The sequence below is a fragment of the Pelodictyon luteolum genome (genome assembly GCF_001622165.1).
Lineage (GTDB): Bacteria > Bacteroidota > Chlorobiia > Chlorobiales > Chlorobiaceae > Chlorobium > Chlorobium luteolum_B.
In genome coordinates this window covers 100,046-119,443 of the sequence record NZ_LVWG01000016.1, presented here as the reverse complement: position 1 = coordinate 119,443, position 19,398 = coordinate 100,046, and the positions used below count along the sequence as shown (strand labels likewise).

The window sequence follows — 19,398 nt, the reverse complement described above, 5'->3', positions numbered from 1 at the left end:
AAAGCCCAAGAGGGCTGTCCCGACAATGTCAGTATACCACAAACTACACGATAAAGTAAGTAATACTGCGCAAAAAGAACAGAGCTCAGATCTCTTCACCGTTGAAGAGCAGCACCACCTGCCTGTCGTCGCCAAGCAGATCCGTGGCCTCAGTGGACCAGCCGCGTGATGCGGCTTCAAGCCGCTCAAGCACTTCATCCTCGAAATCATCGATCAGATCGTCATCACCGTCGAAATCCTCAGGCGAATCGATGCTCACGATAACGGAAGGCTCTGCCTCATCCCCCTCGCCCCACACACCGAACTCGATCGTTACTGATCCGCCCTCGGTGCCGGTAAGGGTGTCGATGATGCCCTCGTCCCGCAGTTCCCGGGAGATTGTTTCGAGGTCTGCAAGGATTGCAGCGAACCTCGCATCCCCCTGCATATCGGGGCTTGCGCCCATTTCGGGTTCACTCATAAGAGGTAATCAGAATTATTGATTATTGAATAAGAAACCACGGTGCACACCTATTCTACCGTAACAGATTTCGCCAGATTGCGCGGCCTGTCCACATTACAGCCACGGAGGGTGGCAATATGGTATGAGAGCAACTGCAGCGGGATGACCGTAAGCAGCGGCATGATCTGGGCGGCGGCCTGCGGGATGTATATGACATGTTCAGCAAGACGGGCCACTTCAGTGTCGCCCTCGCTGGCAATGGCGATTACCCGACCCTTGCGGCTACGGACCTCCTCGATGTTGCTCAGGATCTTCTGGTAGGAACTGTCGCGGGTAGCGATGACGACGACGGGCATATCCTCGTCGATAAGCGCGATGGGACCATGCTTCATCTCGGCGGCAGGGTAGCCTTCGGCATGGATGTAAGAAATTTCCTTCAGCTTGAGCGCGCCTTCGAGCGCCACAGGAAAGTTGTATCCACGGCCAAGGTAGAGGAAGTTTCGGGCATCCTTGTAGCTGTCGGCGATTTTCTGGATCTGGTTGTCAAGCTCGAGAATTTTCGCGGCATGCTCCGGAACCTTCGAGAGCTCCTTAAGACTGAGACGCATCTCATGATGGGAGATGGTGCGACCCTTGCTGAGTGCAAGAGCGAGCATGTACAGCACGATCACCTGGGCGGTGAACGCCTTGGTCGATGCTACACCGACCTCGGGGCCTGCATGGGTATAGATGCCGCACATGGTTTCACGCGCTATGGTCGAACCAACCACATTGCAGATACCCATCACCATAGCGCCCTTTTCCTTGGCCGCACGGAGCGCTGCGAGGGTATCGGCGGTTTCTCCGGACTGGGAAATCACAATGACTACGTCATCAGGGCCGATGATCGGATTACGGTAACGGAACTCCGAAGCGTAGTCGACTTCGACCGGAATACGGGCGAAGTCCTCGATGAGGTATTCACCTATGAGACCTGCATGCCAGCTGGTGCCACAGGCACAGATGACAATGCGTTTTGCCTGCTTCAGGCGGTCAAGATAGTCCTCGATACCACCTAAGACGACCCGCCCCTCTTCAGTCCGGACGCGTCCGCGCATCACATCGTGCATCACGTCCGGCTGCTCGAAAATCTCCTTCAGCATGAAGTGCTCGTAGCCACCCTTTTCGATTTTCTCAAGCGAAAAGTCAAGCTCGGTGATATCCTTCTCCATGGCGACGTTCTCGATGGTGCGAACCTGATAGCCACTACGGGTGATGACGGCCATTTCACCGTCGGAAAGATAGACCACGCGATTGGTGTGCTCTACGATGGGTGCCGCATCGGAGGCAATGAAATACTCACCCTCTCCGATGCCTATCACCAGAGGACTACCCTTACGGGCAACAACGATCTTGTCGGGGTCGCGGGGAGAGATCACGCAGACACCGTAAGCCCCTTCGACGTGGCGTAGCGCGGCCCGCACGACTGCCTCAAGAGAAAGCGACGGATCGATTTTCCAGATCCGGTCGACGAGCTGTACGAGCACTTCCGAATCGGTATCACTCTGAAAATGATAGCCCTCACCCTGCAGTTCCTGCTTAAGCACCGAATAATTCTCGATAATGCCGTTGTGGATGACGGCGATGTCTCCCGCAGCATTCAGATGGGGATGGGCGTTGCGGTCGCTCGGATCACCGTGCGTTGCCCAGCGTGTATGACCTATGCCGATGGTGGCGCCAAGCATACTGGAAGGAGACGCATCGTAGGCCTTCTGGAGTTCGGCGACGCTACCCTTCTGCTTCATGAAAGGCAGACCGCCATTAAGCAGGGCTATGCCTGCCGAATCGTACCCACGGTACTCAAGGCGATGAAGCCCTCCAAGCAGGAGAGGAGCCGCTTCGCGGGATCCTATATATCCAACAATTCCACACATAAAATTTCAATTCCGGTTAGTACTCATGCTGTTACAGATAATATACGACAACAGAGCGCCTCTGTCTAGAGGGCGCTCCGCATGGCTGCATGCACCCGTCCGGCCTCCATCGACACTGCCGCCTCATAGGCCGCAACATCCCTGAAATCCCCTGAAGGGTAGATGAGGCTGCGGCTGATGTTCACAAGAGCGCCTTGACGGTTGGCGTCAACACCAAGATCGACGGCTTCTTCGAGCGAACCGCCCTGCGCTCCGACACCGGGAATCAGAAAGAAGAGTCCCGGTGCATCTTTTCGGATATCTGCAAGAAGAGCGCTCTTCGTTGCCCCGACAACTACGCCGCCATTGCCTCCAGCGCCCCACACGGCAACTCGCTCCAGCACCCGGCGATAGAGCGGAAGACCCTCAACGAGCTGCTGCTCTTCGAAATCCATGGACCCCGCATTGGAGGTGAGGCAGAGCACGAACACCAGCTTATCGGAATAGGAGAAGAAGGGCTCGAGGGAATCGTGGCCCATATAAGGCGCTACCGTCACGGAGTCAAACGCCCAGTGCTCGAAAAATGCTCTGGCATACATCCTGCTTGTATTTCCGATGTCGGCCCTTTTGGCATCAGCGATACTGAGGCACTCCGAAGGAATCTCCATCAGGGTCGCCTCCATATCGCGGAACCCCTCGATTCCCCTCGCCTCATAGAAGGCGGTATTGATTTTGTAGGCCGCCGCATAATCGCGGGTGGCGCGGATGACGGAACGGTTGAACTCCAGAACGGGGTTAGAAAATCGCGAAAACACTGAAGGAAGCTTTTCCGGGTCTGTATCAAGACCGACGCACAACAGTGATTTCAACGATGAAATCCGGCGGTTTGCCTTATCGCGGGCTGCACTCATAAGCGGTCTCCTTCCCTGATATTACGGCCACCCTCATATCGGATCTGGCCATCCTTTCCCGGCGCCTCAGGGAAACTAATAGCTGGGGAAAGGCATTGAAACAATTGCTTAATATATGATATGTTTTGGAACGATATGCTTCAATAAATGGAAGAATCCAGTAAATTGATTATTCGCGACATCCGATAACGATCCATATAAACCGATATTTATAATTATCATTACGACAGTTGATTGATGGCAAAAAACTCGCTGAAACCCTCCAATCCCTATAATTCCGAACAAGAAAACCCCCAGCCACGACCGAAGCTCCCGATGATGTACTACGTGGTGGTCATCTTCCTGCTCATCGGCCTGCAGCTCGCTTTTTTCTGGTCCGGTTCTTCAAGGGAAATTCCATACAGCACCTTCCGGACCTTCATCACGGAAAACAAAGTTGAATCCGTACGGATTGCACCCGAGAAAATCTATGTCAAACTGAAGCCCGGTGTCGACAGCGGCCTGCCGAAGCCGGAACAGGGCGATGACGCAACCCGCAAGCTCCTGCCCGGCTCGAAAACCCCGGAGAACGAGGTAACGGTAAACCCTGTCCGCGACGAAAGCCTCACTGCACTTCTGGAAACCCACGGGGTCAAATATGAGGGCTCGCCCGGAACCACCTGGATCGGGGAACTGATCCAGTGGGTGCTTCCTTTCGCCCTGCTTTTCGGGCTCTACTTCTTCATTTTCCGTCGTATGGGCGCAGGAGGACCTGGAGCGCAGTTCATGAATATCGGCAAGAACAAGGCCGCACTTTACGAAAACCTCGACGAACACACCCGCATCACATTCAAGGACGTAGCGGGTCTCGATGAAGCCAAGGCCGAGGTGATGGAGGTGGTCGATTTCCTCAAAGACCCGAAAAAGTACACCCGCCTCGGAGGCAAACTTCCTAAAGGCGTGCTGCTCGTAGGCCCTCCCGGCACAGGCAAGACGCTTCTGGCGAAAGCTGTCGCAGGAGAAGCCGACGTGCCGTTCTTCAGCATCAGCGGATCGGACTTCGTTGAGATGTTCGTCGGCGTCGGTGCGGCCCGAGTGCGCGACCTGTTCCGCCAGGCAAAGGAGAAGGCCCCCTGTATCATCTTCATCGATGAAATCGATGCCGTCGGCAGAAGCCGCGGCAAAGGCGCCATGATGGGCGGCAACGACGAACGCGAAAACACCCTCAACCAGCTCCTCGTCGAAATGGACGGGTTCGCGACAGACAAAGGCGTCATTCTCATGGCGGCAACGAACCGCCCCGACGTGCTTGACCCGGCCCTGCTCCGCCCTGGCCGGTTCGACCGCCAGATAATGGTCGACAAGCCGGACCTCAAGGGTCGCATGGACACGTTCAGGGTGCATACAAAGAATATGCCGCTCGGTCCGGACGTGAACCTGAAGGCCCTCGCGTCTCAGACACCGGGGTTCGCAGGAGCCGAAATCGCCAATGCTGCCAACGAAGCCGCACTGCTCGCATCGCGCCGCAACAAGGAGAGTATTGAGATGAAGGACTTCGAGGACGCAATCGAGCGTGTGGTGGCGGGCCTTGAGAAAAAGAACAAGGTCATCAATCCTAAAGAAAAGCGGATCGTTGCCTACCATGAAGCGGGCCACGCCATCGTCAGCTGGATGATGCCGGAAAACGATCCGGTGCAGAAGATTTCAATAGTTCCTCGCGGTATGAGCGCGCTCGGCTATACGATGAACATCCCGCTCGAAGACCGTTACCTGATGACGAAGCGGGAGCTGTTCGCTCGCATCTGCGGCCTGCTTGGCGGGCGCATCGCAGAAGAGAGCGTGTTCGGGGAGATCTCGACCGGAGCCCAAAACGATCTTGAAAAGATCACCGGCATCGCCTACAATATGGTGATGGTTTACGGCATGAGCGACAAGATCGGAAACCTTTCCTACTATGAAAGCAGCAATCCATACTACGGAGCTCCCGGCGTCGAGAAGAAGTACGGTGAAGAAACCGCGCAGATCATCGACGAGGAGGTGAAAGCAATCGTGGAATCAGCGGCCGACACGGTGAGAACCATGCTTATGGAAAACCGGAGCAAACTTGAAGCTCTGGCCCGGGAACTCCTCACGAAGGAGATGCTCCAGTACTGCCAGGTCGAGGAGATCCTCGGCAAGCGGCCCGGCGGCCCGGAAGATGGCTCGGGAGAAGTGGACTGCAGCAAAAAGGCCTCGGAGAACGGCATAGCTGCGCAAGACCCCGAAACGGTCGCGGACATCGAAAGTACGGAAAAGAGCGGGCTCAGCGCAACGGAACTGGCCGAACTCGAAGCAGCGGCCGAGCGGTTGCGGCAATCGAGGAATGTCTCCGACAACTAGATGAACGGGGATAAGGGCGGGAAGCCATAAAAAAAGGGCAGGTTGTCCACCTGCCCATGGAGCATGGTTGATGTGGGTCCCGAGGGATTCGAACCCCCGACCTACTGGGTGTAAACCAGTTGCTCTAACCAGCTGAGCTAGAGACCCTTGAGGGGGCTTATTATACCATATTTCTCCTGTAATACAAAGAGAAAAAACAGCGGCCGAGAAGCGGAAGCGGCGCTGTTTGTAAGCCTTCGCGAAAAAGCATAAATTCAGCCCGTTACCTTTCAGCGCAATCCGGCAACCATTTTTTCCCACTACCATGAGAGCATTATCGATTCTCGGCAGCACCGGTTCCATTGGACTCAGTACGCTCGACGTCATCCGGCAGCACCCCGACCGCTTCAAGATTGTCGGACTGGCCGAAGGCCATGACGTCAACATGCTCGCCGAGCAGATCAGGGAGTTCAATCCCGCCATCGTATCGGTACGCGATGCCGAATCCGCTGAACAGCTCAAAACACTGCTCGGTGCCGACCAGCCCGAGATATGTCACGGCATTGAAGGCGCAGGAACCGTTGCATCCGCCGAGGGCGCCGACATGGTCGTATCGGCAATCGTGGGCGCGGCAGGGCTGACCCCCACCGTCAAGGCCATCAAGGCGGGGAAAGACATTGCGCTGGCAAACAAGGAGACCCTCGTCGTAGCAGGACAGCTGGTATCCGATCTCGTCAAGAAACACAATGTGACGTTGTTGCCGGTTGACAGCGAACATTCGGCCATCTTCCAGTCGCTTCAGGGCCACCGCCAGGAAGACGTAGAACGCATCATCCTCACCGCTTCGGGCGGACCGTTCCGCAACTCATCCTTCGCCGACATGGAGAAAGCCGGCCCCGAACAGGCCCTGAAGCACCCGCAATGGAGCATGGGCGCCAAAATCACAATCGACTCGGCAAGCATGATGAACAAAGGGCTTGAAGTGATCGAGGCCCACTGGCTCTTCAACATGCCTGCAGAAAAGATCGGCGTCGTAGTTCATCCGCAGAGCATCATTCACTCGATGGTCGAATACGTCGACGGATGCGTGATCGCCCAGCTCGGAGCTCCCGACATGCGCGCCCCGATTGCCTACGCCCTCTCATGGCCGGAACGATGCGAAAGCGGTATCAAAAAGCTCGATCTGGCCACCATCGGCACCCTCACATTCGAAGAACCCGACATGGACCGCTTCCCAGCGTTGCGTCTCGCCTTCGAAGCCCTCAAGGCCGGACGGACCTATCCGGCGGTGCTCAATGCGGCCAACGAAGTGGCCGTCGCAGCCTTCCTCAACAGGAAGATCGGCTTCACCGCCATAGCCGAGACCGTAGACAAAACCATGCAGGCGCATGAAGCCTACACCCCGGTAGAACTCGAGGAGTACATCAACGCCGACGGGTGGGCACGCCGGGCAGCAAACGCAATTATCGGATAATGCGCCCTGAGGGCGCATCCGCATACCAATGAACCAGGAAGCATTCCGGGCGCCTTTAGCCCGGGCAGCTTCCAGCAACTGATACCCATGGACGTTCTGAGCACAACATTCTTTTTCATCATCGCGATCTTCATCCTCGTCACCGTGCATGAGTTCGGCCACTTCATCACAGCGAGGATTTTCGGCATGCGGGTCGACAAGTTCTATATCGGCTTCGACTTCTTCGACTTGCGTCTCTGGAAAAAGAAGATCGGGGATACGGAGTATGGCGTCGGTGTATTCCCGCTCGGAGGATACGTGAAAATATCCGGCATGGTCGATGAAAGCATGGATACGGACTTCGGGACAAGCGAACCCCAGCCATGGGAGTTCCGGGCCAAACCCGTATGGCAGCGACTCATAGTGCTTGCAGGCGGGGTGACGATGAACATGGTGCTGGCAGCCGCCATCTTTACCGGCGTCACCTTGACCCTCGGAGAATCCCGCACCAGCAGCACGAACCCGGCCTTCGTAGAAGAAGGGTCCGTGTTCCAGAAGATGGGTATGCAGACCGGGGACCGCTTTCTTTCCGTAGACGGACAGAAGGTCTCGACCTGGGAAGAAGCGCTTGACCCGGAACGCTTCACTTCATCAAGCCCGGTGTTCACTGTCCTCCGACCCGATGGCCGCGATACCACCCTCGCCACGCCGAAACACTTCATGTCCGAAGTAAGCGATACGGATGGATTCGGCATACGCCCCATTGTTCCCCCGGTGATCGATGAGGTGCTTGAAAACAACCCGGCTGCCGCTGCTGGCATGCGACCGGGAAGCATTATTACGGCAATAGATGGCCGCCCGGTCTCCGACTGGACTGAAGTGGTGGGCATCATCTCAAGGAACCCCTCGAAACCCATAACCTTCACCTGGCGCTGGCTTGATACCGCTAAGGATGAGCCGGTCACTGCTGTCGACATTCTGGCCAATGGCAAAGAATTCACCGCCTCCATCACACCGTCGGCAAGCGGCAAAATCGGCATCATGCTTCGACAGACTATCGCCACCGAGCGCCGCATGCTCGGCTTTCTCGGATCGGTAGAGAGCGGCATCAGCCAGACATGGAAGATGAGCGCTATGTCCGTGCAAGGGTTTGCCAAGATATTCACCGGCCAGGAGGACTTCCGCAAGTCGGTCGGCGGCCCCATTAAGATTGCCAAGATTGCAAACCGAAGCGCTGAACAGGGGCCCGTCAGCTTTCTCTACTTCCTTGCCGTGCTCTCGATATCGCTGGCCATCATCAATATCCTGCCGGTTCCGGCACTCGACGGCGGGCAGTTCGTGCTCAATGCCGCAGAAGGCGTCATCGGACGGGAGATTCCAATTGAGGTCAAGATGCGCATCCAGCAGATCGGCATGACGTTGCTCCTCGCGCTCTTCGCCTACATCCTCATCAACGACATCCTGAACCCCTGAGGCCGTAAGCGAAGCCGATGTTTGACAGACTGCAGTCCATAAAAGAGCGCCACCTCGATCTTGAGCGCATGCTCGCCGACCCAGCAGCGGCCGGCGATCAGACGCGCTTCCGCAAACTCAACAAGGAGTACAGCGACCTGAAGGAGATCGTACAGGCATACGACAGGTATGCCAGCGCCCGTCATCAGCTCGACGAATCGCGGCATTTGCTCAAAGCGGAAGAGGACCCCGAAATGAAGGCTATGGCCCGCGAGGAAATTCAGGAGCTTGAGCAGTGCATCCCCGGTCTTGAGCAGGACCTCCGGATCCTTCTACTCCCGAAAGACGAAGCTGACTCGCGAAACGTCATCATGGAAATCCGCGCCGGAACCGGCGGGGAAGAAGCAGCACTTTTTGCCGCCGATCTTATGCGTATGTACCAGCGCTACGCCGAACGGCAGGGGTGGCGGTGCGAAGTGCTCGACTACAATGAAAGCTCCGGTCCCGGCGGGTTCCGCGAGGTGACACTCTCCATCAGCGGCCATGATGTCTACGGAACGCTGAAGTACGAAAGCGGGGTACACCGCGTGCAGCGGGTGCCGGAAACCGAAACGCAGGGACGAATCCACACCTCCGCTGCAAGCGTAGCCGTCCTTCCGGAAGCTGAAGAGGTCGATGTGGAGATCCGGCGCGATGACCTCCGGTTCGACACGTACCGGAGCGGCGGCAAGGGCGGCCAGAACGTCAACAAGGTGGAAACAGCCGTCCGCATCACGCATGAACCGACCGGTCTTGTTGCGGCCTGTCAGGAGGAGCGCTCACAGCTCCAGAACAAGGAACGAGCCATGAAGATGCTTATGGCGAAACTCTACGATATCAAGCTGCAGGAGCAGCAGAAGGAACGTGCGGACATGCGGCGCACGATGGTAGCCAGCGGCGATCGCAGCGCGAAGATCCGCACATATAACTACCCGCAGTCGCGCGTGACCGACCACCGCATCGGATTCACAAGCCATGGACTGCCGCACTTCATGCAGGGAGAAATTGGCGAACTGATCGATGCATTGAAGATGCACGACCAGACAGAACGGCTGCAGGAAGCAGCACGGGCCTAGAGGCTTAATAATCCACCAACACCAAATTTCCTGGGGAGTGAGAGCAGTATGGAAATGGACGCCACAGGCCGAAGCAAGGGGGAATGGATCTTTTCCGATACGTTTGAGCGTACCCTCAACTATCTCTCCGACCAGAAGAAAATCCTGAGCTTCAACCCTTTCTGCCACAATGTCGAGCTAACCGATGAGACCGATGTCTACCGCTGGCACTTCCAGGTCACCGACCCGCAGCAGAACCCCTTCGACGTCATCTTTTACGTCAAGCAGACCGATGAGGTGATGGTCGCTTTACCCGAAGAGCTGCAGGAAACCGAACCCGAATTGCTCACCGAGGAAATGATCAGCCGCCACATGGTCGGCCGCAAGATTCTCTGGCACCATCACGCGCCCTCAGACCCGGTAGACGACCCCAAGAACTACCTTTTCGAAGGCAAGGCCTTCGCCGAAATGCTCCTTGAGCCGATGGGACCAAAACAGACAAAAGTGCATTTTGATCTTCGCATCGATGTGCGATTCGTCCTCTATCCCGCGTTCCGCATCATTCCAGAACAGATCATCCGCGCCATGACCAATGCTGGCATGTCGATGATCATGCAGACCGCGACCAACAAGATGTTCCACAGCATCTCAAAGGATTTCGGACATATCCGGCATGCATGAACGACCAAGCCCTTACTTCCATGGATTTTCACGCATTGGCTGCATCCCGCTGCAGCACCCGAGGCTTCACACAGGAGCCTATTGCCCAGGACGTCCTCAACCGTATACTCGAAACCGCCAGACTCGCCCCTTCGGCAAAAAACCTGCAGCCGTGGCGCTTCATCGTGGTACGCACGCCTGAAGTCCTCCATGCCGTACATGCATGCTACTCCCGCGACTGGCTCAAGACCGCCCCATCAATCATTGTGGTGACCGGCCGGCGCAGCGATGCATGGGTTCGCGCCTCTGACGGCTATAACTCGCTGGAAACCGACCTGGCCATCGCCATGGACCATCTCATCCTCTCAGCCGAGCATGAAGGTATCGGCACATGCTGGATTGCCGCTTTTGACCTCCCCTGCCTGAGAAATGCCCTCGGACTTACTGATGAAGATGAGGTATACGCCTTCACCCCTCTCGGCTATCCGGCTGAAGGATACACGCCCGTTCCGAAAAAGCGAAAGCCGCTTGAAGAAATCGCAACATATCTTTGAATGCGAAACCGGGCGGCTGAGTGCGCATCATCGGCCGAAGCGGATATCGAACCTGCCCCGGGTTGATCAACACCCATGCCGGGCACGGAAGACGGCCTTTCAACCAGAAACGGGTGCATACACACCTTCAACCACGCGCACGCACTTCCTCTTACGCCCCCACTCGACCGACCGGCATGAATTCTGGCGCAGCATGCCGGTGTTGCCAGAAAAGGGAATCGAACGCCATAGGCCCTTCCATGCAGAACGAAAAAGGGCACAGAACCCCCAGCACTGGATGCTGGTTATTCTGTGCCCTTTCGAAAGAAACGTGAGAAACGGATAAGACTCCGCCGCAGCCCGCCTCAGTTCAGGAGTGACCGCCTACAACGATACGGATCATCTTCACATTCAGAATGATGAAACGGATCAGCTGCCACGGCACGAACTTGCGCCAGAACAGCGTTGATTTCTCGGGCACCGGAGGATAGGCCTCGTCGAAATATGCCTTGATTCTATATTTACCCATGGTTGGTCGAAGTGAAAGTTAATGTATCTCTCTGTTGCTGCATATGTTCCGAAATGCTCTTCTACTCGGGGATAAGCCACCAGAACGGATAGCCTTTCGCCTTGTGGAAGAAGAGGTAGTGGAGCAGCACCTTCAGCCAGTGACCGGCAAGACCCGCCTCACCAACGGAGTACTTCATGTCGCGGCCCCACTCAGGATACTTGTCCCAGTCGGGAACGACAGGAAACACGGTCATCGATGCGCCAAGGCCATCGAATGACCCAAAACCACCCGATACGATGCAGGCTGCACCCATGCGGCTCATTGAGGCTTTGTGGCGATGCTCTGTAGCTCCGTGGATACGCTCGGCGATGTTCAGTGCAGTGATCTTTCCCATAACGCCGGAAGGCATGCCGGTACGGGGAGGAGTCGGAAATATCGGACGGCCTTTCACGCTCGTCATCGGCTTGGAAATCGCATGCGGCGGGGCGAAAGCGATGCCGACGGCATAGATGTTGTCGTAGGTCGGGTTCTGGTAGGTGCTCGGCCAGTCATTGGCAGCCCACTCCTCGAAAGGCTTCTGGGTATAATCGGCATCAACCTTCATGAACTTGTTCGGAGCAAACAGCGTGTCGGTAATGTCATTTCCCTCCCGATCGAATGCCGTCATGCCGACACCGGAGAACGAAGGGATGAGCATTGCGAATTCAAACTCCTGCACCTTGTCTTCGCCGTCCAAGGTCTCGTAGTAGGCCTTGCCGTCCTCAACCTTGTAGACACCTGCGCGCCGGATCCAGTTGATGCCGTACTCGGCAAGGATTGACTCGGTGAACACTTTGGTGGGGGTAATGTAGCCACCGCGTTTGATGAACGCGCCGCCCATGCCGAAATCACCAACCTCGTATTCATTCGAAATCCAGGTGATCTGTGCCATCTTGCTCAGCCCGCGCTTGGAGATCTCGTGGGCGATGTTCAGGATATACTCGAACGCCGCGCCCTGGCAGGTAGCCATGGCGTGACCGGTGCCGATGAGGAAGCGCTGCTTCTGTCCAGCCTGCATCTTCTTGATGTTCTCCTGCAGGTGCTCCCATGCGTGTGCAGCATGCGAGTAAGTGCAGACGGAGTAGCTGTTCTTATCGGGACCAAGCCCTTCGGTTGCTTCGAAGTTCAGCTTAGGACCTGTAGCGTTGACGAGATAATCGTACTCCACGTTCTCCCTGACGCCCGAGTTGTCTCCGGCAGTGTACTCGATGGTAACATAGCCTTTGCCTGTGGAGGCATCCCCTTCGGGATGAATTTCAAGTGCCTTGGCCTGCTTGAAGACAATGCCCCAGCGGTCATAGACTTTTTTCAGTTCGAAACGGACCTCGTCAATCGACATCTGGCCGACTCCGACCCAGATATTCGAAGGGATCCACTGGTAATAGCTGTTCGGCGTGACCACGACTACCTCATGGTGCTTTCCGAGTTTCTTCTTCAGAAACGAAGCACAGGTATGTCCGGAAACACCGGCGCCTAAAACGACGACCTTTGCCATATGCGGTCTGTATTTTTCAATTATTGAGTAACCCTCTTCACCGGCTGCCCGGAGTGCCTTTGAATCCCGGAGGCGCAGATAGATCTACAAGAAAGGGGGCTGAATAATTCCCGCAACCCTGTCTTACTGAAGCCGCCTCATGAACTCCATGCACGCTATATAAGCATATGCTCATATTAAAACAAATCCATATACCTTTTTTCCTGTACTCCCCTCATCCCTCAATTTTATGCCGCCGGCAACGCTTAGCCTGCAGCCCGGGTTAAATGTCTTGCAACCATTTCAATCCCCCCCTGACAGAGAGCACTGCAATGCGCAACATCGTTTTCACCGGAAAGGGGGGTGTAGGCAAAACCTCCATTGCCGCAGCAACAGCCCTCATGGCAGCCGAATCCGGCCACCGAACCCTCATCATATCCACCGACCCTGCCCATAGTCTGGGCGACTCTTTCGACATGGAGCTCGGCCCCACACCGGCAAGAATCACCGACCGACTGTTCGGTCAGGAGGTCAGCGTCTACGGTGACATGTCGCTCAACTGGGAGATCGTTCGCGAGCACTTCGCACACCTCATGCAGGTCCAGGGAATCCAAGGCATCTATGTCGAGGAAATGGGGGTCCTGCCCGGCATGGAGGAACTCTTTTCACTCTCCCACATCAAACGCTATAACGAGAGTGACGAGTACGATCTTCTTGTTGTCGACTGCGCGCCAACCGGCGAAACCCTCCGACTGCTCTCCCTCCCCGAAACATTCGGGTGGATGCTTAAACTGATGCGCAACCTGGAGAAGTATGTCGTGAAGCCGGTTATCCGGCCGCTCTCCAAACGGGTAAGCCGCCTGCAGGACTTTGTGCCTGATGTGGACGTCTATGAGCAGGTCGACAACCTCTTTTCATCCATTGAGGGCATCATCGACCTCCTTTCCGACGGTACGCGCACCACCGTGCGCCTCGTCATGAACCCGGAGAAGATGGTCATCAAGGAGTCGATGCGCGCCCTGACCTACCTCAACCTCTACGGCATCACCGTCGACCAGATCGTCATAAACCGCGTCTACACCGACGATGCAGACGGGGAGTTCCTGAAGGAGTGGAAAGAAATCCAGCGGGGCCACATTGAGGAAATCGAGCGTTCCTTTGCCCCGATCCCCATCACAAAGGTGCCGCTCTTTCAAAGAGAGGTACTCGGCATCGACATGCTGCGAAAGGTTGGACAGGTGGTGTACGCGGAAAAGAACCCCCTCGACATCTTCTACCACGAAGAGCATATCAACATCCGAAAGGACGGCGAGGGACTCTATACCGTTAAGCTGCGCCTGCCGTTCGTCTTCGACAACCGCATGGAAGCCAGTGTTGTGCAGGTCGGCGACTCTCTCACCGTTCGAATCGGCAACTACCAGAAAGGGGTGGTGCTTCCGGTTTTCCTCGCCGGCATGCGTGTCGGCGATGCGCGATACGAGGCGGGATGGCTCGCCATAAGCTTTACCAGAAAAGAGCATGCTCCCCCGCCCGTCCCCGAAGGATGACTGACGGGGAGCGGGAACTCCTTATCCCACTTCCTTGCCGGCCATGACGAGGGTTGGAGGCATACCGAGATGGCGCCCGCCAAGCAGCACGTTCCAGTAGAGCGGCTCGAAAGCCAGCTTGCCCCACCAGTTGGCCTTCGTCTCTTTGAGAAGCGAGAATGGGCCAAGGTGCGGAGCGGGAAATTTGCCCGGCAGGGGCTCAATCTTGTAATTGAAGTCGATGAGCGAAGCGGTGCCTTTCGAGTAGACGATGAAGCAGGTGGAGTGGCCGTCGAAGATCTCCTCGGGCTTCACCCCGTGTATTTCCGCCATGATGTTGAAGACCACCACGTCCGCCTCGTAGTGAGCCACCGAGCCGGCCTTTGAGGTCGGAACGTTGGTGGCGTCACCGATGACGTAGACACCCTCGTGTTTGAGGGCCTGAAGGGTATTCTGGTGCGTGGGAACATAGCCGATGCCGTCATCCATGCCAGAATCGCTGATCACTTTGTCGCCGATGGTGGTGGGAACCACTACCAGCATATCGTAATTGACCTTGTCGCCCTGCACGCTCTCGATGTAGCCGCCCTTGCCATCGACCCGGTTCAGCTCGAAGCCGGTCGTGATCCTGATATTCTTTTCTTTTGCCGACTGGCTGAATACCGCTGCGGCCTTCGGCTTGGTGAAAGCACCCTGCAGCGGGGTCACCAGTTCGATCTCCACCTTGTTGCGGATACCGCGATTTTTGAAATACCAATCTGCAAGGAAGACGAACTCGATGGGGGCAACAGGGCATTTGAACGGAAGTTCGGCAATGTCCATCACGAGCTTGCCGCCATCGAACTCACGAAGTTTGCGATGCAGTACGTCTGCTGCCTCCAGGTAGTAAAAGGTAAACGCGTTCTTCCCCCAGGCGTCGAGCAGGCCATCGTTCTCCTCCGGTACGACCTTGCAGCCGGTGCTGATGACAAGAAAATCGTAGTCGAAGCTGTGGTTCCTGGTTTTCACCCTTTTCTTCTCGGGATCGACATGGGTGATCTCGTCAAGCACGAATTTCACGCCGGGAAGGATGAACTTTTTCCTCGACTTCACAAGCGTCTTCGACTTCTGGATGCCGAAGGGCACAAACAACAGCCCCGGCTGGTAGATGTGGCGGTCATCTCGGTCGATGACAATGATCTCCCACTCATCGGAAAGATGGCGACGCAGGTTGTTGGAAACAATGGTGCCGGCGGTGCCGGCTCCAAGGACGACGATTCTTTTAGCCATGTCAAACCCTCCGGCTTTTTTGAACGGTATGCCCGCCCGTTTGCAGTTTCCCTCCAGCCCTCAAACATCACCCAACAACCGGAGAGTTATATATTCAGATAATTATGTGAATATATAGAGAGGCCCCGACATTTACAAACAAGCAGCAAGCTCGCAACAAGGGGAGTGCAATAACCATCGATTCTTTTATTTTGGGTTGAAAATTTCTGATCTTGGTTCATTTGCAGAACCCCCCTTCAGCACAGGGTGCAAAGCGGGACAACCACCACCCAGTCCGCGAATGGAAAAACAGCTCCTTCTCGGGGCAGAAGCCGCAGCTCTCGGCGCCATCGATGCCGGCATATCCGGAGTCTATGCCTACCCGGGAACCCCTTCGACCGAAATCACTGAATTCATCCAGCATTCACCCATTGCCCGAAAGCGCGGGGTGCTTGCCGCATGGTCAGCAAATGAAAAAACCGCCTACGAAGAAGCCCTCGGCATGTCATACGCCGGGAAACGGGTGCTGGTATGCATGAAGCACGTGGGACTCAATGTCGCCGCCGATGCCTTCATCAACTCCGCGCTCACCGGCATCGAGGGAGGCCTGGTGCTTGCCATAGCCGACGACCCGTCCATGCACTCATCGCAAAACGAACAGGATAGTCGGGTTTACGGGAAGTTCGCCATGATCCCCGTCATCGAGCCCTCGAATCAGCAGGAGCTCTACGACGGCGTCCGTCATGCATTTCAGCTCTCCGAATCGCTCAGCCTCCCGGTGATGGTCCGTCTCACCACGCGCCTTTCCCACTCGCGGGCAGGGGTGGTACCAAAGCCGTCCGAGCCCGAACGCCCGCTCTCGGAAGCTGGTGCGCTTCCTTCTGCCGAACGGTTCGTCCTGATGCCGGTAAATGCAAGAAAGCAGTATGCCCGCCTCATCGGCCTGCAGCGCGATATCGAGCAGTTGGCCGAAGGTTCCTGGCTGAACCGCATGGTGGAGGGCACGGCCTCGACCGGCGTGCTCGCGTTCGGCATCGCATACAACTACGTCATGGAGGTTCGTGAGACCTTCGGCATGGACTTCCCCGTATTGAAGACCGGCCAGTACCCCCTGCCGCACGGAGCCGCGCAGCAGCTCTTCGAGCAGTGCGACAGCGTGCTCGTCGCTGAGGAGGGCTATCCGGTCATGGAGGAACTGCTCCGGGGATTCTTCGGCAACGACAAGGTGCGGGGGCGTCTCGACGGAACCCTCGCGCGCACCGGCGAGCTCAATACCGACATCATAGCCAGGGCGCTCGGCCTGGAACCCGCACCCACCGCACCCGTCCCAAAAATCGTCGTACCTCGACCACCCGAACTTTGCCGGGGATGCGGACACCGCGACCTCTATCTGGCACTCAATGCCGTCATGGCAGAATGCCCGCACCAGCATGTCTTTTCTGACATCGGCTGTTACACCCTCGGAGCGCTCCCGCCCTTCAGCGCCATCCATACCTGCGTCGACATGGGCGCATCGGTCACCATGGCCATAGGAGCCGCTGAAGCCGGTCTCCGGCCTGCAGTAGCGGTCATCGGCGACTCGACCTTCACCCACTCAGGCATGACGGGCCTGCTCGACGCGGTGAACAGGCGCTCGGCCGTCACCATCATCATCACCGACAACGACACCACCGCCATGACCGGAGGGCAGGACTCCGCCGCCACCGGCAGCCGCCTTGAGGCCATCTGCATCGGCCTCGGCGTAGAACCGCGGCACCTCAGGACTATCGTCCCCCTGAAACCCCGGTTCGAGGAAAACATCGCCGTACTCAAGGAGGAGATCGCTTATGAGGGCGTCTCTGTCATCCTCGCCCGCAGGGAGTGCGTCGAGCAGGCGGCAAAAAGAAACCGGAACTCATGAAACAGAACATCATCCTTGCCGGCGTAGGGGGACAGGGGATCCTCAGCATTGCAGCCGTCATTGACCTGGCCGCCCTCCACAGCGGACTCGACATCCGCCAGGCTGAAGTGCATGGCATGAGCCAGCGGGGCGGGGCCGTGGAGTCGCACCTGCGCATAGCCGACCGCGAAATCCACAGCGACCTCATCGCCCGCGGCACCGCAGACATCGTCATCTCGGTTGAACCACTCGAAGCACTGCGCCAAACACCCTGGCTCGCACCTTCAGGGCGCCTCGTCACAGCAATGGAGCCAGTCGTCAATATGGAAGGCTATCCTCCGATGGAGACAGTACGGCGCTCACTGCTCGCAACCGGAGCACCGATCCTCATCGATGCATTGCAGCTCGCAGAGGAGTGCGGCAGCCGGCGGGCATCGAACATGGTGGTGCTCGGTGCAGCAGCCCCCTTCATAAGCATCCCGCCGGAGCGCCTCGAAGCCGGCATCAGCGAACTCTTTGAAAGGAAAGGAGCCGACATCGCGGCCATTAACATCCGGGCCTTCCGTAAAGGGCTCGCAGCATCACAGCAACAGGCCGCCTCCCCTGAGGGGCCCCCAACTAACGCCATGACATGATCTGGAACAGGCAGTATGAATGCATGGAGCGTGAAGAGCTCCGCAAAATTCAGGGCGAGCGCCTCTCAGCAATGGTATCGCGGGTGTGGAACACCGTACCCTTCTACCGCCAGCGGCTGCAGGAGCTCGGCATTGAACCGGGCGACATACGGAGCATGGACGACCTTCCGAAGCTCCCGTTCACCACCAAGCAGGACCTGCGTGATAATTACCCGTTCGGGCTCTTCACCGTCCCGCAGGAGGGAATCGTTCGCCTGCACGCCTCCAGCGGCACCACAGGAAAGCCGACAGTGGTCGGCTACACGAAGAACGACATCGCGATGTGGAGCGAAGTGGTTGCCCGCTCGCTCACCATGGCCGGCGTAACCCAATCCGACATCATTCAGGTCGCCTACGGCTACGGACTCTTCACCGGAGGCCTCGGCCTCCATTACGGCGCCGAGACCGTCGGGGCCTCGGTCATTCCAATCTCGGGCGGCAACACAAAAAAACAGCTCCAGCTGATGGAGGACTTCGGATCCACCGTGCTTGCCTGTACCCCTTCCTACGCAGCGTTCCTCGGCGAAGCCATCATTGAGGAGAAGATCCAAAAAGAAAACATCAAGCTGAAAGCCGGCATCTTCGGCGCAGAGCCCTGGACTGAAGGGATGCGCACTGAAATCGAACGCCTGCTCGGCATCAAGGCTTACGACATCTACGGCCTCAGCGAAATCATCGGCCCCGGCGTCTCGATGGAGTGCCGGTGCCAGACAGGCATGCACATCTTCGAAGACCACTTCATCCCCGAAATCATCAACCCCGACACCGGGGAAGTTCTTCCCTATGGGGAGCTTGGTGAACTCGTCTTCACTCCTGCGACGAAGGAAGCCATGCCGCTCATCCGCTACCGCACCCGCGACCTCACGCGCCTGCACGCCGAACGCTGTCAGTGCGGCAGAACCCTCGTCCGGATGGAAAAATGCGTCGGCCGTACCGACGACATGCTCATCATCCGCGGTGTCAACGTCTTCCCATCCCAGGTGGAAGCGGTTCTGCTTGAGATGAGTGAGACCAGACCCCATTACCTGCTCACCGTCGAGCGCAGGCACAACCTCGACTCCCTCGAAATCCAGGTGGAGGTCGACGAATCGTTCTTCTCCGACGAGGTCAAGGAGCTGGAGGGTCTCAGAAATAAAATACAGTCCGCAATCGGCAGCATGCTCGGCATCAGCTCCACCGTGCGCCTCGTCGAGCCGGGCACCATCGAACGCAGCATGGGCAAGGCAAAACGGGTCATAGACAACAGAACACGCTAACAGGAGGAAAGGGAACC

16 protein-coding genes and 1 tRNA gene are annotated in these 19,398 nt (G+C 57.0%); 10 read left to right on the top strand and 7 right to left on the bottom strand.

The window, feature by feature from the left end; translation table 11 throughout:
• Window positions 1-85 precede the first annotated feature (85 nt).
• The 3 genes from A3K90_RS02130 to pyrF all read right to left on the bottom strand — a co-directional run bounded on the left by A3K90_RS02130 (window position 86) and on the right by pyrF (window position 3,245).
• A complete protein-coding gene (locus A3K90_RS02130) occupies window positions 86-460 on the bottom strand; it encodes a hypothetical protein (RefSeq protein ID WP_303680943.1) in 375 nt (124 codons plus the stop codon).
• Window positions 461-510: 50 nt separating this feature from the next.
• Window positions 511-2,355, bottom strand: coding sequence for a glutamine--fructose-6-phosphate transaminase (isomerizing) (glmS, locus tag A3K90_RS02125; protein WP_303680942.1), 1,845 nt, complete (start codon window positions 2,353-2,355; stop codon window positions 511-513).
• A 65-nt stretch (window positions 2,356-2,420) separates the two neighbouring features.
• Window positions 2,421-3,245 carry an orotidine-5'-phosphate decarboxylase gene (gene pyrF / locus A3K90_RS02120; protein ID WP_303680941.1) on the bottom strand — a complete coding sequence of 275 codons (825 nt, stop codon included), beginning with the start codon at window positions 3,243-3,245 and terminating at the stop codon, window positions 2,421-2,423.
• A gap of 237 nt (window positions 3,246-3,482) precedes the next feature.
• Between pyrF and ftsH the strand changes: the two genes are divergently transcribed.
• Window positions 3,483-5,603 (top strand): ATP-dependent zinc metalloprotease FtsH, encoded by a 2,121-nt coding sequence (ftsH, locus tag A3K90_RS02115; protein WP_303680940.1) that lies wholly within the window; start codon window positions 3,483-3,485, stop codon window positions 5,601-5,603.
• 73 nt (window positions 5,604-5,676) lie between these two features.
• On the opposite strand, the gene A3K90_RS02110 is transcribed toward ftsH, so the two are convergent.
• A tRNA-Val gene (locus A3K90_RS02110) sits at window positions 5,677-5,750 on the bottom strand.
• A gap of 157 nt (window positions 5,751-5,907) precedes the next feature.
• Between A3K90_RS02110 and A3K90_RS02105 the strand changes: the two genes are divergently transcribed.
• The 5 genes from A3K90_RS02105 (at window position 5,908) to A3K90_RS02085 (ending at window position 10,795) form a co-directional block, all read left to right on the top strand.
• Entirely contained in the window at window positions 5,908-7,056 is a 1,149-nt protein-coding gene (locus A3K90_RS02105) for a 1-deoxy-D-xylulose-5-phosphate reductoisomerase (protein ID WP_303680939.1), read from the top strand.
• An 87-nt stretch (window positions 7,057-7,143) separates the two neighbouring features.
• On the top strand, window positions 7,144-8,508 hold the full coding sequence (gene rseP / locus A3K90_RS02100) for an RIP metalloprotease RseP (RefSeq protein ID WP_303680938.1): 1,365 nt from the start codon (window positions 7,144-7,146) through the stop codon (window positions 8,506-8,508).
• A gap of 17 nt (window positions 8,509-8,525) precedes the next feature.
• A complete protein-coding gene (prfA, locus tag A3K90_RS02095; protein ID WP_303680937.1) occupies window positions 8,526-9,602 on the top strand; it encodes a peptide chain release factor 1 in 1,077 nt (358 codons plus the stop codon).
• Between the two features lie 48 nt (window positions 9,603-9,650).
• Window positions 9,651-10,262, top strand: coding sequence for a hypothetical protein (locus A3K90_RS02090; protein ID WP_303680936.1), 612 nt, complete (start codon window positions 9,651-9,653; stop codon window positions 10,260-10,262).
• 20 nt (window positions 10,263-10,282) lie between these two features.
• On the top strand, window positions 10,283-10,795 hold the full coding sequence (locus tag A3K90_RS02085) for a nitroreductase family protein (RefSeq protein WP_303680935.1): 513 nt from the start codon (window positions 10,283-10,285) through the stop codon (window positions 10,793-10,795).
• Between the two features lie 349 nt (window positions 10,796-11,144).
• Here the strand turns inward: A3K90_RS02085 and A3K90_RS02080 are convergent, their stop codons facing one another.
• Both A3K90_RS02080 and A3K90_RS02075 read right to left on the bottom strand, forming a co-directional pair.
• Window positions 11,145-11,303, bottom strand: a complete 159-nt coding sequence (locus A3K90_RS02080; protein WP_011356838.1) for a hypothetical protein — start codon at window positions 11,301-11,303, stop codon at window positions 11,145-11,147.
• 61 nt (window positions 11,304-11,364) lie between these two features.
• The gene (locus A3K90_RS02075) at window positions 11,365-12,819 is read right to left on the bottom strand and encodes an NAD(P)/FAD-dependent oxidoreductase (protein ID WP_303680934.1); all 1,455 of its coding nucleotides are present in this window, start codon (window positions 12,817-12,819) and stop codon (window positions 11,365-11,367) included.
• Window positions 12,820-13,130: 311 nt separating this feature from the next.
• Here A3K90_RS02075 and A3K90_RS02070 point away from each other — a divergent pair, with 311 nt between their 5' ends.
• Window positions 13,131-14,345 carry an ArsA family ATPase gene (locus A3K90_RS02070; protein WP_303680933.1) on the top strand — a complete coding sequence of 405 codons (1,215 nt, stop codon included), beginning with the start codon at window positions 13,131-13,133 and terminating at the stop codon, window positions 14,343-14,345.
• A gap of 21 nt (window positions 14,346-14,366) precedes the next feature.
• Here the strand turns inward: A3K90_RS02070 and A3K90_RS02065 are convergent, their stop codons facing one another.
• A complete protein-coding gene (locus tag A3K90_RS02065; protein ID WP_303680932.1) occupies window positions 14,367-15,593 on the bottom strand; it encodes an NAD(P)/FAD-dependent oxidoreductase in 1,227 nt (408 codons plus the stop codon).
• A 280-nt stretch (window positions 15,594-15,873) separates the two neighbouring features.
• On the opposite strand from A3K90_RS02065, the gene A3K90_RS02060 reads away from it, so the two are divergent.
• The 3 genes from A3K90_RS02060 to A3K90_RS02050 are packed head-to-tail and all read left to right on the top strand — an operon-like array spanning window position 15,874 to window position 19,381.
• A complete protein-coding gene (locus A3K90_RS02060) occupies window positions 15,874-17,472 on the top strand; it encodes a thiamine pyrophosphate-dependent enzyme (protein WP_303680931.1) in 1,599 nt (532 codons plus the stop codon).
• Window positions 17,469-18,086, top strand: a complete 618-nt coding sequence (locus A3K90_RS02055) for an indolepyruvate oxidoreductase subunit beta (protein WP_303680930.1) — start codon at window positions 17,469-17,471, stop codon at window positions 18,084-18,086. Before A3K90_RS02060 ends, A3K90_RS02055 begins: the two co-directional genes overlap by 4 nt.
• On the top strand, window positions 18,083-19,381 hold the full coding sequence (locus A3K90_RS02050) for a phenylacetate--CoA ligase family protein (RefSeq protein ID WP_303680929.1): 1,299 nt from the start codon (window positions 18,083-18,085) through the stop codon (window positions 19,379-19,381). The genes A3K90_RS02055 and A3K90_RS02050 overlap by 4 nt, the downstream gene beginning before the upstream one ends.
• Window positions 19,382-19,398 lie beyond the last annotated feature (17 nt).

Coding starts and splice junctions, on each gene's coding strand:
- A3K90_RS02130 (WP_303680943.1), bottom strand. CDS start 460: ATGAGTGAACCCGAAATGGGCGCAAGCCCCGATATGCAGGGGGATGCG.
- glmS (WP_303680942.1), bottom strand. CDS start 2,355: ATGTGTGGAATTGTTGGATATATAGGATCCCGCGAAGCGGCTCCTCTC.
- pyrF (WP_303680941.1), bottom strand. CDS start 3,245: ATGAGTGCAGCCCGCGATAAGGCAAACCGCCGGATTTCATCGTTGAAA.
- ftsH (WP_303680940.1), top strand. CDS start 3,483: ATGGCAAAAAACTCGCTGAAACCCTCCAATCCCTATAATTCCGAACAA.
- A3K90_RS02105 (WP_303680939.1), top strand. CDS start 5,908: ATGAGAGCATTATCGATTCTCGGCAGCACCGGTTCCATTGGACTCAGT.
- rseP (WP_303680938.1), top strand. CDS start 7,144: ATGGACGTTCTGAGCACAACATTCTTTTTCATCATCGCGATCTTCATC.
- prfA (WP_303680937.1), top strand. CDS start 8,526: ATGTTTGACAGACTGCAGTCCATAAAAGAGCGCCACCTCGATCTTGAG.
- A3K90_RS02090 (WP_303680936.1), top strand. CDS start 9,651: ATGGAAATGGACGCCACAGGCCGAAGCAAGGGGGAATGGATCTTTTCC.
- A3K90_RS02085 (WP_303680935.1), top strand. CDS start 10,283: ATGGATTTTCACGCATTGGCTGCATCCCGCTGCAGCACCCGAGGCTTC.
- A3K90_RS02080 (WP_011356838.1), bottom strand. CDS start 11,303: ATGGGTAAATATAGAATCAAGGCATATTTCGACGAGGCCTATCCTCCG.
- A3K90_RS02075 (WP_303680934.1), bottom strand. CDS start 12,819: ATGGCAAAGGTCGTCGTTTTAGGCGCCGGTGTTTCCGGACATACCTGT.
- A3K90_RS02070 (WP_303680933.1), top strand. CDS start 13,131: ATGCGCAACATCGTTTTCACCGGAAAGGGGGGTGTAGGCAAAACCTCC.
- A3K90_RS02065 (WP_303680932.1), bottom strand. CDS start 15,593: ATGGCTAAAAGAATCGTCGTCCTTGGAGCCGGCACCGCCGGCACCATT.
- A3K90_RS02060 (WP_303680931.1), top strand. CDS start 15,874: ATGGAAAAACAGCTCCTTCTCGGGGCAGAAGCCGCAGCTCTCGGCGCC.
- A3K90_RS02055 (WP_303680930.1), top strand. CDS start 17,469: ATGAAACAGAACATCATCCTTGCCGGCGTAGGGGGACAGGGGATCCTC.
- A3K90_RS02050 (WP_303680929.1), top strand. CDS start 18,083: ATGATCTGGAACAGGCAGTATGAATGCATGGAGCGTGAAGAGCTCCGC.